This is a genomic window from Chryseobacterium fluminis, from assembly GCF_026314945.1.
In the GTDB taxonomy this organism is placed as follows: domain Bacteria; phylum Bacteroidota; class Bacteroidia; order Flavobacteriales; family Weeksellaceae; genus Chryseobacterium; species Chryseobacterium fluminis.
This window is the reverse complement of the sequence record NZ_CP111121.1, coordinates 649,616-664,072: the sequence shown is the minus strand read 5'-3', so window position 1 is coordinate 664,072 and position 14,457 is coordinate 649,616. Positions and strand designations below refer to the sequence as shown.

Here is a 14,457-nt window from a genome sequence, read left to right as displayed (position 1 = left end):
TAGATTTTGACAAATATATAAAAAAAATCGGTTTTTTTATGAAATAGATAATTTTAGAAAAATTCAATGTAAATATTTTCTCCGACATTCAGCCCAAACAGAGATTTTGCACCGTTTTTTTTGCTTCCTTTATAGATCGTGAGTTCCAATAGCTGACTGTCATTGAAGATTGCGGCAGACTGTCCGTGATATTCGGTTTCTCTTTCCCAATCTGAAACGACTTCCGTATGGCTCGAAAATACTTTTGAAAGGCTTAGGTTTCTGAATTTTATCGTAAAATTGTCATAGCCTTTGCCCAGCGTTTCAAAGAAATCTTTATTGATATTCGAGATTATATTTCCGAAATTATCAATATACGTGACCTCTCCAATGATCATTTTTTCAGATTCATTATAGACCGGCTTCGGGAACATAAGCTGCTTTATAGAATCGATCTTCCTGCCGATTACTTCCGGGAGGCCACCGTTTGCGAGGTGAACAGCCGCAGGAACAAAAACATCCGTTGAAGTAAAGTTAACAATATCATCAAACCTGTTGTTTAAGGTAATCTCATAGATGGCTTCAGGTTTAATATCAAAAAAAACCAAGCTCAAAATCCCGTTGTCCGCCGCGATAAAATAGGAGCCGTCTGCCTTAAATACGATATTTTTTCTCGATTTATGGTGAAAACTGTCAACGGAGATAATATGGATAGAGCCTTTCGGAAAGTGTTTGTAAGCATTTCTTACAATATATGATGTCTGTATAAGATTAAATGCCTGAATATCGTGAGTAATATCAACAATATTAACCGTCTCATTCAGAGAAAGAATGCTGCCTTTTACAGCGGCAACTCTGTAATCCAAATTTCCGAAATCTGAAGTTAGGGTAATAATTGACATTAGTGGTTTGTAGAATAATAGTATTGCAAATTTATCTAAAATAAAGGAATTAACAGGAATTTAAATCCTTAAAAATATACTAAAATAAAGGGTATACGGGTGAATTGGTTTAAATTAAACAACAGATCTTCAAAACCACAAAAATAAAGAATGATGATATTTACCTTTTGAATTATGTTTTACATGACTGAATTCTGTTTACTCTTAACATATATTCTGACGATTTCTATGGACCAGGCCCATACGATATGACCGAAAAGTTCGGAAAAATGTTCTTCCCAGGGCTGATGGAGCGGAGAGGGGACAATTCCCATTAACGGCATGATGATGACGTGAAAAAGAATATAAATACTTAAGCCATATAATGCTCCCCCTCCCCAGGTTATCATTTTAAAGCGTTCTGCCAGCCGGTAATACATCCATGCAAAGAAAAAGCTGAATCCAAAATGAACGATGAAGCTGAAGACAGGTCTGGCATTTTCATTGTATAGATAAGAATAGTGAGACATTTTTTCAGATACTCCCAATTGTTCCAGTAGGGCCTGAGGTGGATTGGTAAGGTCCCTCTGCGGCGTTCGGGGAGGAAATGGGACTTCCCATCCGAATTTCACGATAGCTGAAAGAAAGCCTCCCAATACTGTGGCTTTATAAAGCCGGAATTTCTGATTTGTATTTTTCATGTCAATGTGATTTTACAGGGATCAATTTACAATAATTGTTTTATATTCCATTGATACATCATCGTGATAATACTTTCATAATGTTCCGTTTAGAAGAGGCGTTCTAATGAATAATGACTAAAATAGCAATTATGGCTAAAAACTTTAAGTTGTATTTGAAAAAAAACTTTAAATTTAAAATCTAAAATAAAAATACTGCATGTTTGAATTAACATATGATCTGGAAGATATCGATGCGAAAATCTTCTATGGGGTGAGCAACCAATATTTCAATTTAATCAAATCAAGCTTTCCTACGCTTAAAATTACGGGGAGAGATCACTATATCTTTGCTGTGGGAAATCAGGAGGCACTAGATATATTTAAACAGAAACTGGATGACATTGTAAAATTTATTTCCAAAAATAATTCGATCGATCTTAAAGATGTTGAAAATATACTGAATATCAGAGACGAAAACGAAAAACAGCTGGTTTTTGACCAGGATATTATCGTAAAGGGAGTTAATGGTAAAATTATTAAAGCCAAAACAACAAATCTTAAAAAGTTAGTAAAGGAAACGGAGAAGAAAGATATGGTTTTTGCCATCGGGCCTGCGGGAACCGGAAAGACCTATACGAGTGTGGCATTAGCTGCCAGAGCATTACGGGACAAACAGGTGAAAAGGATCGTTCTGACAAGGCCGGCTGTAGAAGCCGGAGAAAGCCTGGGTTTCCTTCCAGGAGATCTTAAAGAGAAACTGGATCCGTATTTACAGCCTTTGTATGACGCACTTCGCGACATGATTCCGCATGAGAAACTTGAAGGTTTTATCGAAAAGAAAGTTATTGAAGTGGCTCCGCTGGCATTTATGCGAGGAAGAACACTAGATGACGCTTTTGTGATCCTGGATGAGGCGCAGAATACCACCCATTCTCAGATGAAAATGTTTCTTACCAGAATGGGAATGAACGCAAAATTTATCATCACCGGAGATCCAAGCCAGGTCGATCTGCCTCCGAAACAGCAGTCCGGACTGAAAGAAGCAATGAGGATTCTGAGAGATGTTAAGGAGATTGGATTTGTGCATCTTACGGAGGAGGATGTTGTACGACACCCGGTGGTCAGAAAAATTATCCTGGCCTATAATGAAGAAGATAAGCGGGTAAGAGATTAAGTTTTCGCTATTCATTCATAAAAAGCTACATTCGGAATCAGACCTTTCTGTAAATGTTCAGTTGAGAACGTATTGAAGGATCTGGTTCCGTTTTCTATCTGGAGAGAAAGATGCTGAGTACATGTGCCTAATGTTTGCAGGTTCAAGGCTTTCTTTCAGGAAAATAAATATCTGAAAAATTAAAGATCTTATTTGGAAGAGTGGAATCTTTTATTAATATTGGAGAATCCTGTAAATAAAACAGATTTAATTTTATTAAAATTTGTTAATTACAAAAATAGTATTAGTTTTGCGGCAATTAATTTAAAAACTAATACAATGAAGAAAATTCTACTTCTGGCAGCTGTTGCTGTAATGGGAATTTCGTTAAACGCACAGGAATTTAAATTCGGACCTAAAGCAGGTTACTCTTTATCAATGCTTAAAATAGAAGGCGAGGGAGAGTCTTATAAATTCGATTCAAAATCAACTTTTTACGCAGGAATTTTAGCTGAATATAAAATCAGTGATAAATTTGCAGTACAGGGTGAAGTTCTTTATTCTCCACTTGGAGGAAAGCAGGAAGAAGCTGTTTCTTATACTGAAATGGGGGTTACCGTAACGGGAACTCAAAAATCAGACTGGAAATTCGGAACGGTACAGATTCCTGTGAGTGCTAAATATTATGCGACAGAAAATTTGGCTTTTGGTTTAGGTCTTAACGTGGGGATTGTTACTTCTGCAAAAGTGGAGGTTTCTGCTACGGTATCAGGATCAGCACTGGGACAGTCTTTCTCTGAAACCACCGGCTCTACTGAAGATGTGAAGGATAATATCAATACGTTGAACCTTGCGCCATTTATTGGTGCAGAGTATACATTGGAAAACGGATTGTTTTTTGATGCAAGATATAACTTAGGTGTTTCAAATCTTATTAAGAACCCGGAAGGCAACGAAACCTTAAAAAACAGCTTTTTCCAGATCGGAGTAGGCTTTAAGTTCGGAGGCAACTAACATTATTTTTTTTAAATAAAAGCAAAGCGGTACAAAATTTGTTCCGCTTTTTTCTTGTATTAAATAATATGGTACTATGATCTTTTGTATTTACAGAAGATTTTTAATTTCAATATTTAAAACTTATTAAAAAATGAAAAAACTATTATTGTTGGGTGCTTTTGCACTGTTGGGTGGTGCAATGCAGGCACAGGAAGGTTTCAGATTGGGTGGTCACGTAGGAGCTCCGCTGGGAGACGCAAGTGATGCGGCAAGTGTAACCTTGGGGATTGATGCTGCTTATATGTGGAACATTACCAAAGGACTGGATATCGGAGTCACTACAGGATATTCTCACTTTTTCGGAAAGGATAATGTGGATGATTTTGGTTTTATTCCTGTGGCAGCTTCTGCAAAATATAAATTTAATAAAATTCCTCTATTTGTGGGATTGGACCTTGGAGCAGCTATTTCTACCAAAGATTATATCAATAGTGGTCTGTATGTGGCACCCAGAGTAGGATATCAGATGAAAAAGGCTGAACTGTATTTAGGATTCCAGAATATCGGCAGTAAATATAAAGATCATGGATATCACTGGCACGGTGACGACAGATTTAATTTCGGAGCTGTTAACTTCGGAGCTAATTTCTTCTTAAATTAAGAATATTAAAAAATAATAATTTTCACACTCCGATTGAAAAATCGGAGTGTTTTTGATGAAAAATTTATAGAAAAGTCAAAAGCCTTTATTTAATAGGCTTTACAGCCGAAAATCGCTAATATTTAGCAATGATATTAATCACATTAACAAATTTTAATATTACACTTGCCCAGTGTAATTTTGCTGTCAGAAAGTATTAAAATTTTTTAAAATGAAAAAAGTATTATTAGCGGGTGCTGTTGCACTTTTCGGTTTATCAAATGCTCAGATTGCTCAGGGGACTGTATATTTATCAGGATCTGTTGGATATTCTCAACAAGAGACAAACAACGGGAACAATAAAACGGAAAACTTCAATGTATTACCGACTGTTGGATATTTCGTAGCTCCAAACGTAGCAATCGGTTTAGGAATCGGATACCAGACGCAAAAAGATACAAATATTACAACAACACAATTAGGTGGTACTACTATCGTTACTACTAACGAGGTGAAAGAGCCTGCTTTCGTTGTTGCTCCTTTCGTAAGAAAATACTGGACTTTAAGCGATAAATTATTTATTTTCGGACAATTGGCAGTGCCAATGCAGTTTGGAAAAACTGAAATTGAAAACAGTACAGTAGCTACTACAGGTGCTACAACGTCTACCAATTCAACTTCTACAGAAGCTAAATATACTCAGGTAGGGGTAACAGTAAAACCAGGTTTGGATTATTTCCTAAACAAAAACTGGTCTATTGAAGCGACTATCGGTGAGTTTGGTTATAACAACTACAAGCCAAAAGACGGTGAGGCTACAAATAACTACAGCTTCGGCTTGAACTTATCTTCAGTAACTTTCGGAGTTAAGTATGTTTTCGCTAAATAATTTCAGCTAAAAAGCATTAAAAATAAAGTCCTGGGTTTCTCAGGGCTTTTTCTCATATTAAAACTATACCATGAAAAAATTTAAGTTAGCCTGTGCCATCGTACTTTTCGGGCTTTCCAATGCCCAGATCCAAAAAGGAACAGGATACCTATCCGGGACCATAAATTATACTCAGCAGGAAGATAAAAACATAGATCTCACTGAAAAAAACTTTAAAGTAATCCCGACAGCCGGTCTGTTTGTAGCACCAAATCTGGCGGTAGGAGCAGGGCTAGGGTATATCAACAGGAGAACTGAACATAACTATGATAGCTCTTACGGTTCTTTCGTCAATTTTTTCGACTATACCGGAAAAACAAATGCCGTTGCGGTAGCTCCGTTTATCAGAAAATACTGGAATTTATCAGATAAATTATACTTTTTCGGACAACTTGAAATCCCGATGGAATTCGGAAAAATAAACCAGGATGCCATCGTCACTACTATGGACGGAACGTCCGGATTTATATCAGTACAGACCTTATCCGTTGAAAGAAAATATACTTCAGTGGAAGTGAATGTAAAACCGGGTTTGGATTTTTTTTTTAGCAAAAACTGGTCTGTCGAAGCAACAGTGGGTGAATTCGGATACAGAAATTTTAAGTATAAGAATGAAGACGATACAGACCGTAAAAACTATAAAGCCGGTCTGAACTTATCGGCGGTCTCCTTTGGGGTAAAATATGTATTTGCGAAATAATCAAATTAATATCAACAATAATTTTTTAAATTAAATAACATGAAAAAACTATTATTAGCGGGTGCTGTTGCACTTTTCGGATTATCAAATGCCCAGATGACAAAAGGGGACTGGGTTATAAGCGGAAACACAGGGTTGGGTTTTAATAACACAACCACGACTGTAAAAGTAGGAAGCCAGTCTGCAGACGGGCCGAAAACAAATATCTTTTCAGTTTCTCCTTCAGCAGGGTATTTCGTTATTGACGGATTGGCAGTAGGGATCGATTTGGGTTATATGAGTACGACGACCAAATATGAAGGAAATAAAACGACCAATTCTACTTTTTCTGCCATGCCTACGGCCACCTATTATTTCATGAATTCCAGTAAGCTGGTGCCTTTTTTAGGAGCAGGAATAGGGTATGCTTCCAATAAAACAAAAGTGAACATAACTAACGGAGGAACTATTTTTGATCCTTTACTGATGCAGGATGAAGTGACGACAGACGGTCTTGCCTGGAAAGTGAAAGGAGGAGTAACGTACATGGCTACACCGTCTCTGGGAATTAACCTTGGAGTTTCTTATGACCAGTTTTCAAATAAGGAAACCATCATGAATACGGATGTAAAAACCAATGTAAAAACTTTTGGGGTGAATGTAGGTTTTTCCTATTTTATCAAAGCTAAAGCTCAGAAAGGAGATAAATAATCTGTTTACGTACAATTAAAAAAATCCGGCTCAACACTGAGCCGGATTTTGTATTGTAAATAGTCTGATTGAAATTATTTTCCAAACATTCCTCCCATTCCGGGCATATTTGGCATTTTGCTCATCATCTGCATCATTTGTTTTCCCTGAGGTCCCTGCATCATCTTCATCATTTTACCCATCTGATCAAACTGTTTCATCAGTTGGTTTACATCTTCCACTTTTCTTCCGGCACCTTTTGCAATTCTGCTTTTTCTCTGGGTATTGATAATAGAAGGTCTTCTTCTTTCATCCGGTGTCATAGAATAGATGATCGCCTCAATGTGTTTGAAAGCATCATCACTGATTTCCACGTCTTTGATTGCTTTGCCCACTCCGGGGATCATTCCCATCAGATCCTTCATGTTACCCATTTTCTTGATCTGATTAATTTGTTTTAAGAAATCATCGAAACCGAATTCGTTTTTAGCAATTTTCTTATGAAGTTTCTTAGCTTCCTCTTCGTCAAACTGTTCCTGAGCTCTTTCTACCAGGGAAACAACATCTCCCATTCCCAGAATCCTGTCTGCCATCCTTTCCGGATAAAAAAGATCCAAAGCTTCCATTTTCTCACCTGTAGAAATAAACTTGATCGGCTTTTCAACTACAGAACGGATCGTCAGCGCCGCACCACCACGGGTATCACCGTCTAATTTGGTTAAAACAACACCGTCAAAATTCAAAGCTTCGTTAAATGCTTTTGCTGTATTCACGGCATCCTGACCTGTCATGGAATCCACAACGAAAAGCGTCTCGTTTGGCTTGATAAAATAATGAACCGATTTGATTTCGTTCATCATCTGCTCATCTATGGCCAAACGTCCCGCAGTATCCACAATCACGACATCGTGACCGTTTGATTTTGCAAAACTGATCGCATTCTCCGCAATAGTGGAAGGATTGGTAGAACCTTCTTCTGTGAAAACAGGAACCCCGATCTGGCCTCCCAGTACTTTCAGCTGGTCGATCGCAGCCGGACGGTAAACGTCACACGCTACCAAAAGAGGTTTTTTATTTCTTTTTGTTTTTAAATAATTGGCCAGCTTTCCGGAGAAAGTGGTCTTCCCGGAACCCTGAAGTCCCGCAATAAGAATTACAGAAGGCTTTCCTGAAAGATTGATGCCTTCCTGGGAACCTCCCATAAGGCCTACCAACTCGTCATGAACAATTTTTGTCATTAACTGTCCCGGGGTAAGCGAAGTAAGAACATTTTCTCCCAATGCTTTATCCTGGACTCTCTTGGTAAGATCTTTAGCCACTTTATAATTAACATCGGCATCCACCAATGCTCTACGAATCTCTTTTACGGTTTCCGCAACGTTGATTTCCGTGATTTTTCCTCTTCCTGAAATATTATGAAGCGCTTTGTCTAATTTATCCTGTAAACTATTAAACATATGTATTGTAATTATAGGTCTGCAAAAATAAGGAATTTTTAATAATATATATTATATAACCTGTTGAGATTTGCTTTCTTTATGGATTATAATTTTATTTTTGCAGAATGAATTTATGGGATCATTTGATTGTTGTACTTTTAATAGCAGTTTTTAATGTTGCAGTGTACATCATTTTTAGAAAATATTTGTATCAGAAACCTGATGCAGGGATGAAATTTATTGCCGTAAATATTGTAAAAGATATTATCTGGCTCATCGTTTCGCTGGCAGTTATTGATAAGACAAGAGATAATTTTCTCTTTATTGTTATCTGCTTTATTATCGCATCATTCCTTATATATATGCCTATAATAAAACTCATTAACAAATCTCACTAAAATTGATGATAAAAATCAATTTTTAATATTGGTAGAGTTTAATAAAATCGATATATTTGCACACGATTAAAAAAGAGATATGAACAGAAAAATTTCTTCATTATTTTTCGCATTTTTATTTATGTTTATGAGCAGTTTAGCGAGTGCACAGCATGAATCGGAGGGTGAGAAATCAGCTGAAAAAGTAGAGCACAAAGAAGCAGGAGAGAGCTTTAATGCAACCAAGATGATCATGGAACACATCGGGGATTCCAATGAATGGCATTTATGGACTACAAAGGATGACAGTGGTGAAGAGCATCACGTTTCTGTTCCGTTGCCTGTTATTATTAAAGATAATGCGGGTTGGCATACTTTTCTTTCCAGCAGTATTGCTCACGGTCATGAACATGTCGGGTATACGTTAGAAGAAGGTCAGGTGGTTTCTACTAAAGGAACTGAAAAAGCAACGTTATTTTCAATCATCAGCGGAAAGCAAAAAGCAGATCAGGTATTTTTTGATCTATCCATTACCAAAAATGCAGCTTCCATGTTGTTGTCAGTGATTTTTATGGCGGTTATCTTTATCGGAATGGCCAGAAACTATAAAAAATCTCAACTGCCGAAAGGTGCCGGGAAATTATTGGAGCCTGTTATCGTATTTATCAGAGACGAAGTGGCCATTCCAAACATTGGTTCGGTTAAATATAAAAGATATATGCCTTATTTATTAACGGCTTTCTTCTTTATCTGGTTCAACAATTTATTCGGACTGATTCCTTTCTTTCCTTTTGGAGCAAACCTTACAGGAAATATCGCCATCACTGCGGTACTGGCAATCATTACCTTATTAATTACATTATTCAGTGCCAATAAAGATTACTGGAAACATATCTTTATGCCGCCGGTTCCTCTTTTGTTGTACCCTATTATGGTACCAATCGAGATTATCGGAATCTTCACAAAGCCTTTCGCTTTAATGATGCGACTTTTCGCTAACGTTACAGCAGGACACATTATGATTTTGGCGATCATTTCACTGATCTTCATTTTCAAATCTCCGCTTTTAGGATTTGCTTCGGTACCACTGGCATTATTTGTTTCAGTACTGGAATTACTGGTAGCGGCATTACAGGCGTATATCTTCACAGTATTATCAGCATTATTTATTGGTATCGCTGTGGCGGAACACGAGCATGAGCACGGACACGAGGAGCACGCTCACTAATTAAACAAAATTTAAAATAATTTTAACTAATATAATTTATTTATTATGGACATGTCAACTGGAGCAGGTTTAGTTTACGTAGGTATCGGTTTAGCAGTACTAGGTGTAGGTCTAGGTATCGGTAAAATCGGAGGTCACGCAATGGATGCTATCGCGAGACAGCCAGAGCAGGCTGGTAAGATTCAGGGAGCAATGCTTATTGCTGCTGGTCTTATCGAAGGTGCTGGTCTTATTGCGATTATCTTTGGTGCTTTCATCAAGTAATCTATCCTCAAAAAAACATTCTTAGCAGTGAAGCGGTTGGCTGCTGCTAAGAATTTTAAAAACAATCCATAAAATAACACTTAAAAAAGAATTTACAGATATGGGAATTATTGAACCTGGAATTGGACTTTTGTTTTGGATGACTCTTACGTTTGTTATCCTATTGTTTCTTCTTGCAAAGTTCGCTTGGAAACCAATTGTTAATGCCGTAAACGACAGAGAAACTTCTATTGTTGATGCATTAAACCAAGCTAAACTGGCTAAAAAAGAAATGGAAGAACTTAAAGCGGATAACGAAAGAATCATTCGTGAAGCTAAAGTCGAAAGAGATGCTATCCTTAAAGAAGCTAGAGAAATTAAAGATAGAATCGTAGGGGAAGCTAAAGATGCTGCAAAATCTGAAGGAGATAAAATGATCGAAGCTGCGAAGCAAACCATCGATGCTGAGAAAAATGCTGCGATGGCAGATATCAAAACTCAGATCGGTGCTTTATCAGTAAACATTGCAGAATCTATTTTGAAGCAGAAACTGGATAACAGTGAAGCTCAAAACGAATTAGTTCAAAATTATTTAAACAAATCTAACCTTAACTAATAATGCTTACATCTAAAGTAGCTAAAAGATACGCACAAGGTTTACTTGATTTCACTAATGAGTCAGGGCAAACGGCTACTGTATTTTCTGAAATGAAAGATGTAGTAAAGATCATGGCTGAATCTCAGGATTTAAACAAATTCTTTAATACGCCTTACATCGATTCTAAAAAGAAAGCAGAAGTAGCCAAGGAGATTTTCAAAAGTTTATCTCCTTCTTCACAGAATTTGATTACCTTGGTGATCAGACAGGGAAGAGAAAATCAATTGAAAAATATCGCTCAGGAGTTTATCAATAAAGTGGAAGATATCAACGGAGTACAGAGAATCACTCTTACGACAGCGACTCAGCTTTCAAAAGAAAACCTTGACCAGATTTTAAAATCTACCAACCTGGTGAATGCTGATTCCAACTACGACTTGAAATTGCACGTAAAACCAAATATTCTTGGAGGTTATATTTTGAGAGTGGGTGACCAGTTAGTAGATGCTTCAGTGAAATCTAAACTTAATCAGGTTAAAAAGGATTTCCAGTTAAACTAAAAATACATTCTTGTATTATGAAGAAAATTTTATTTAGTTCAATGCTTGTCGTCTCTTGTTTCGCTTTTGGACAGGATATAAAAATGAAAAAGGGCATTATTACCATAGACGGTAAAGAATGGGCTAAGTATGACGGTTGCGGAATGTTTGATTCTGAATGCAACATTCAGTATAAAGACAGTGAAGTCGCGGTGATTCTTCATAAAACCAATGATATTGCGAAGAGGGATAAATATAATAAAGAAGGTGAAGTATCATGGTGTGAGGTAAAGTTTTTGGGAACAAACTTATCATATGAAGTAATTGAAACCAATAAATCTACCGTTAAAGCCCTTTATAAAACCGGAGTATTCAATGAAGACGGAAGTTTTAATATGGAAAAAGTGAACAGGCTTGTTGAAAAATACGGCCAGCAGTTTTCTAAGCGGTATTACCAGAACAATGCTACCCAGACCGTAATTATTCAGGACACAAGACCCGCAAGCGGTGTTAATATTAGTATAGGAAAATAATATTATTTTAAAAAAGAAAAAACAACCATACAATGGCAGAAATAAATCCGGCAGAAGTATCTGCGATCTTAAAACAGCAATTGGCCAACTTCGATACTCAATCAAACGTTGAGGAAGTAGGTACAGTTTTAACCATCGGTGATGGTATTGCTCGTGTATACGGGTTAGAAAACGTACAATACGGAGAGTTGGTGAAATTTTCTAGTGATGTAGAAGGTATTGTACTGAACCTTGAAGAAGACAACGTAGGGGTTGCTTTGTTAGGGGAAAGTAAATTAGTAAAAGAAGGAGATACAGTAAGAAGAACAAACAGAATCTCTTCTATCAAAGTAGGAGAAGGAATGTTAGGAAGAGTAGTGGATACTCTTGGTAACCCTATCGATGGTAAAGGTCCTATTACTGGGGATTTATACGAAATGCCACTGGAAAGAAAAGCGCCTGGAGTTATCTTCAGACAGCCGGTAACTGAGCCTTTACAGACAGGTATCGTTGCAATCGACTCTATGATCCCTGTAGGAAGAGGTCAGAGAGAGCTAATCATCGGTGACAGACAGACCGGTAAAACGACTGTTGCGATCGATACGATTATCAACCAAAGAGAATTTTTCGATGCAGGTAATCCTGTATACTGTATATATGTAGCTATCGGACAGAAAGCGTCTACGGTAGCACAAATCGTTAAAACACTTTCTGACAAAGGCGCTTTAGCCTATACAGTGATCGTTGCTGCTAACGCATCAGACCCGGTTCCGATGCAGGTATACTCTGCAATGGCAGGAGCCTCTATCGGTGAGTTCTTCAGAGACACCGGAAGACCGGCTTTGATCGTTTATGATGATTTATCCAAACAGGCGGTTGCCTACCGTGAGCTTTCCCTGCTATTGAGAAGACCACCGGGCCGTGAAGCTTATCCTGGAGACGTTTTCTATCTTCACTCAAGATTATTGGAAAGAGCGGCAAAAGTTATCGCTGATGATAAAATTGCAAGCCAGATGAATGATTTACCTGAGTCTTTAAGACCAATTGTGAAAGGAGGCGGTTCATTAACAGCACTTCCGATCATTGAAACGCAGGCAGGTGACGTTTCAGCTTATATTCCTACAAACGTAATCTCTATTACAGACGGACAGATCTTCTTGGAGTCTGATCTATTCAACTCAGGGGTACGTCCTGCGATCAACGTAGGGATCTCTGTATCAAGGGTAGGAGGTAACGCTCAGATCAAATCAATGAAAAAAGTGTCCGGTACACTTAAATTGGATCAGGCGCAGTATAAAGAACTGGAAGCATTTGCTAAATTCGGTTCTGACCTTGATGCTTCTACTTTGGCAGTAATCTCCAAAGGAGAAAGAAACGTTGAGATCCTTAAGCAGCCGGTAAACTCTCCGCTTCCTGTAGACAGCCAGGTAGCCATGATCTACGCCGGAACTGAAAACTTACTGAGAAACGTTCCTATCAGAAAAGTAAAAGAATTCCAAATCGAATATATCGAGTTCTTAAGATCTAAGCATCCTGATACCATGGCTGCTATTAAAGCCGGGAAAATCGATGATTCTATCACAGGTGTTCTTAAGCAGGCTGCTAATGATTTAGCTTCTAAATATAACTAAAAAATTCAATGTTTAAGGTTTAGAATTCAATGTTTTAAACCTTAAACTTTAGACCTTAAACCTTGAACCAAAATTAATGGCAAACTTAAAAGAAATACGAGGCAGAATTACTTCAATTTCATCTACGATGCAAATTACACGTGCTATGAAGATGGTTTCGGCAGCGAAACTTAAAAAAGCACAGGATGCAATCGTGATGTTAAGACCTTATTCTGAAAAACTACAGGAGATCATCCAGAATGTAAATTCCAGCTCAGATCCTGACCAGGTTTCTATTTATGCTCAGAAAAGAGAGGTTAAAAGAATACTTTTTATTGCCGTTACTTCAAACAGAGGTTTGGCAGGTGCCTTTAACTCTTCTATTGTTAAAGAGCTGAATGCACAGTTTCAGAATAAATCACAATATGAGGTTGAAGTACTTTCTATCGGTAAAAAAGCTTACGATGCAGTAAGAAAGACCCGTACAGTATACTCAAACGAAAGTGCTGTTTTTGATAATCTGAACTTTGATAGGGTGGCTAATGTTGCAGACGCAGTAATGACCAGCTTTAAAGAAGGTAAATTTGATGAAGTGTATGTTATTTACAATAAATTTGTGAATGCAGCTACGCAGGAAGTAACGACAGAGAAAGTTCTTCCGATTACCATGGCTGACGTTGATGATGCAGAATCTCATGTAGAAACTGATTATATTTTTGAACCGAACAGAGCCGAAATCTTAGATAATCTGATTCCGAAATCTATAAAAACTCAGATTTTTAAAGCGGTTTTAGATTCAGTAGCATCAGAACACGGGGCTAGAATGACTGCGATGCATAAAGCAACGGATAATGCTCAGGCTCTTAAAAATGATCTTGTCATTTTCTATAACAAAGCAAGACAGGCAGCTATTACAAACGAAATCCTGGAAATCGTTTCAGGAGCAGAAGCTTTAAAAAATTCATAAAGAATTATTTTAAAAATACTGAAGCATCGATTTAATCGGTGCTTTTTTGTTGCTTATGGCCGTAGACTTAAATTTTCGTATTAATTTATTGATCACATCAGTAAAATGGTCTATCATGTCAGAATATTTTTTCTGTACGGTTTAATCAAAATTCAGCCGAAGTGACAAAATCTGATGATGAAAGCCTTTTTCATGAAATCAGGAATTTAAAATTTAATTAAAAATTAAATTTCATCGCAAATATAGGTTAAACAGCTGTAGCGGGCATTATCATACTTCTAATATTGAGGAATTATCTTTGCATGGGCGCAGGTT

The 14,457-nt window shown here is 37.2% G+C and carries 17 protein-coding genes; 14 read left to right on the top strand and 3 right to left on the bottom strand.

The annotated features are described in order from the left end of the window. Positions 1-53: 53 nt before the first annotated feature. Positions 54-881 carry an SAM hydrolase/SAM-dependent halogenase family protein gene (locus ODZ84_RS03100; protein WP_266175548.1) on the bottom strand — a complete coding sequence of 276 codons (828 nt, stop codon included), beginning with the start codon at positions 879-881 and terminating at the stop codon, positions 54-56. 179 nt (positions 882-1,060) lie between these two features. Beyond that, positions 1,061-1,561: a YagU family protein gene (locus ODZ84_RS03095; RefSeq protein WP_266175547.1), complete on the bottom strand. Its 501-nt coding sequence runs from the start codon at positions 1,559-1,561 to the stop codon at positions 1,061-1,063. A gap of 199 nt (positions 1,562-1,760) precedes the next feature. Here ODZ84_RS03095 and ODZ84_RS03090 point away from each other — a divergent pair, with 199 nt between their 5' ends. The 6 genes from ODZ84_RS03090 (at position 1,761) to ODZ84_RS03065 (ending at position 6,650) form a co-directional block, all read left to right on the top strand. Further along, the gene (locus ODZ84_RS03090; RefSeq protein ID WP_266175546.1) at positions 1,761-2,717 is read left to right on the top strand and encodes a PhoH family protein; all 957 of its coding nucleotides are present in this window, start codon (positions 1,761-1,763) and stop codon (positions 2,715-2,717) included. A 318-nt stretch (positions 2,718-3,035) separates the two neighbouring features. Continuing rightward, on the top strand, positions 3,036-3,710 hold the full coding sequence (locus ODZ84_RS03085; RefSeq protein WP_266175545.1) for a porin family protein: 675 nt from the start codon (positions 3,036-3,038) through the stop codon (positions 3,708-3,710). A 133-nt stretch (positions 3,711-3,843) separates the two neighbouring features. Next, positions 3,844-4,353 carry a hypothetical protein gene (locus tag ODZ84_RS03080; RefSeq protein WP_266175544.1) on the top strand — a complete coding sequence of 170 codons (510 nt, stop codon included), beginning with the start codon at positions 3,844-3,846 and terminating at the stop codon, positions 4,351-4,353. Positions 4,354-4,564: 211 nt separating this feature from the next. Further along, entirely contained in the window at positions 4,565-5,221 is a 657-nt protein-coding gene (locus tag ODZ84_RS03075) for an outer membrane protein (RefSeq protein WP_266175543.1), read from the top strand. Between the two features lie 70 nt (positions 5,222-5,291). Then, complete coding sequence (locus ODZ84_RS03070) at positions 5,292-5,960, top strand: outer membrane protein (RefSeq protein WP_266175542.1); 669 nt, start codon at positions 5,292-5,294, stop codon at positions 5,958-5,960. Positions 5,961-5,999: 39 nt separating this feature from the next. Beyond that, entirely contained in the window at positions 6,000-6,650 is a 651-nt protein-coding gene (locus tag ODZ84_RS03065; RefSeq protein ID WP_266175541.1) for an outer membrane beta-barrel protein, read from the top strand. Positions 6,651-6,724: 74 nt separating this feature from the next. Here the strand turns inward: ODZ84_RS03065 and ffh are convergent, their stop codons facing one another. Further along, the gene (gene ffh, locus ODZ84_RS03060; RefSeq protein ID WP_266175540.1) at positions 6,725-8,086 is read right to left on the bottom strand and encodes a signal recognition particle protein; all 1,362 of its coding nucleotides are present in this window, start codon (positions 8,084-8,086) and stop codon (positions 6,725-6,727) included. A 107-nt stretch (positions 8,087-8,193) separates the two neighbouring features. Here ffh and ODZ84_RS03055 point away from each other — a divergent pair, with 107 nt between their 5' ends. From ODZ84_RS03055 to atpG, 8 genes are all read left to right on the top strand, one after another. Next, the gene (locus ODZ84_RS03055; RefSeq protein WP_266175539.1) at positions 8,194-8,466 is read left to right on the top strand and encodes a hypothetical protein; all 273 of its coding nucleotides are present in this window, start codon (positions 8,194-8,196) and stop codon (positions 8,464-8,466) included. A 79-nt stretch (positions 8,467-8,545) separates the two neighbouring features. Then, positions 8,546-9,673 carry a F0F1 ATP synthase subunit A gene (atpB, locus tag ODZ84_RS03050; RefSeq protein ID WP_266175538.1) on the top strand — a complete coding sequence of 376 codons (1,128 nt, stop codon included), beginning with the start codon at positions 8,546-8,548 and terminating at the stop codon, positions 9,671-9,673. A 45-nt stretch (positions 9,674-9,718) separates the two neighbouring features. Further along, entirely contained in the window at positions 9,719-9,937 is a 219-nt protein-coding gene (locus tag ODZ84_RS03045; protein ID WP_056031560.1) for an ATP synthase F0 subunit C, read from the top strand. A 100-nt stretch (positions 9,938-10,037) separates the two neighbouring features. Further along, complete coding sequence (locus ODZ84_RS03040; RefSeq protein ID WP_259106441.1) at positions 10,038-10,532, top strand: F0F1 ATP synthase subunit B; 495 nt, start codon at positions 10,038-10,040, stop codon at positions 10,530-10,532. 2 nt (positions 10,533-10,534) lie between these two features. Further along, entirely contained in the window at positions 10,535-11,074 is a 540-nt protein-coding gene (gene atpH, locus ODZ84_RS03035) for an ATP synthase F1 subunit delta (protein WP_266175537.1), read from the top strand. Positions 11,075-11,091: 17 nt separating this feature from the next. Then, a complete protein-coding gene (locus ODZ84_RS03030; RefSeq protein ID WP_266175536.1) occupies positions 11,092-11,586 on the top strand; it encodes a hypothetical protein in 495 nt (164 codons plus the stop codon). A 32-nt stretch (positions 11,587-11,618) separates the two neighbouring features. Next, complete coding sequence (gene atpA / locus ODZ84_RS03025) at positions 11,619-13,196, top strand: F0F1 ATP synthase subunit alpha (RefSeq protein WP_266175535.1); 1,578 nt, start codon at positions 11,619-11,621, stop codon at positions 13,194-13,196. Positions 13,197-13,272: 76 nt separating this feature from the next. Then, on the top strand, positions 13,273-14,142 hold the full coding sequence (gene atpG / locus ODZ84_RS03020; protein WP_266175534.1) for an ATP synthase F1 subunit gamma: 870 nt from the start codon (positions 13,273-13,275) through the stop codon (positions 14,140-14,142). Positions 14,143-14,457 lie beyond the last annotated feature (315 nt).

Coding starts and splice junctions, on each gene's coding strand:
- ODZ84_RS03090 (WP_266175546.1), top strand. CDS start 1,761: ATGTTTGAATTAACATATGATCTGGAAGATATCGATGCGAAAATCTTC.
- ODZ84_RS03070 (WP_266175542.1), top strand. CDS start 5,292: ATGAAAAAATTTAAGTTAGCCTGTGCCATCGTACTTTTCGGGCTTTCC.
- ffh (WP_266175540.1), bottom strand. CDS start 8,086: ATGTTTAATAGTTTACAGGATAAATTAGACAAAGCGCTTCATAATATT.
- atpG (WP_266175534.1), top strand. CDS start 13,273: ATGGCAAACTTAAAAGAAATACGAGGCAGAATTACTTCAATTTCATCT.
- atpB (WP_266175538.1), top strand. CDS start 8,546: ATGAACAGAAAAATTTCTTCATTATTTTTCGCATTTTTATTTATGTTT.
- ODZ84_RS03080 (WP_266175544.1), top strand. CDS start 3,844: ATGAAAAAACTATTATTGTTGGGTGCTTTTGCACTGTTGGGTGGTGCA.
- ODZ84_RS03100 (WP_266175548.1), bottom strand. CDS start 881: ATGTCAATTATTACCCTAACTTCAGATTTCGGAAATTTGGATTACAGA.
- ODZ84_RS03045 (WP_056031560.1), top strand. CDS start 9,719: ATGGACATGTCAACTGGAGCAGGTTTAGTTTACGTAGGTATCGGTTTA.
- ODZ84_RS03040 (WP_259106441.1), top strand. CDS start 10,038: ATGGGAATTATTGAACCTGGAATTGGACTTTTGTTTTGGATGACTCTT.
- ODZ84_RS03055 (WP_266175539.1), top strand. CDS start 8,194: ATGAATTTATGGGATCATTTGATTGTTGTACTTTTAATAGCAGTTTTT.
- atpH (WP_266175537.1), top strand. CDS start 10,535: ATGCTTACATCTAAAGTAGCTAAAAGATACGCACAAGGTTTACTTGAT.
- ODZ84_RS03085 (WP_266175545.1), top strand. CDS start 3,036: ATGAAGAAAATTCTACTTCTGGCAGCTGTTGCTGTAATGGGAATTTCG.
- ODZ84_RS03075 (WP_266175543.1), top strand. CDS start 4,565: ATGAAAAAAGTATTATTAGCGGGTGCTGTTGCACTTTTCGGTTTATCA.
- ODZ84_RS03095 (WP_266175547.1), bottom strand. CDS start 1,561: ATGAAAAATACAAATCAGAAATTCCGGCTTTATAAAGCCACAGTATTG.
- ODZ84_RS03065 (WP_266175541.1), top strand. CDS start 6,000: ATGAAAAAACTATTATTAGCGGGTGCTGTTGCACTTTTCGGATTATCA.
- atpA (WP_266175535.1), top strand. CDS start 11,619: ATGGCAGAAATAAATCCGGCAGAAGTATCTGCGATCTTAAAACAGCAA.
- ODZ84_RS03030 (WP_266175536.1), top strand. CDS start 11,092: ATGAAGAAAATTTTATTTAGTTCAATGCTTGTCGTCTCTTGTTTCGCT.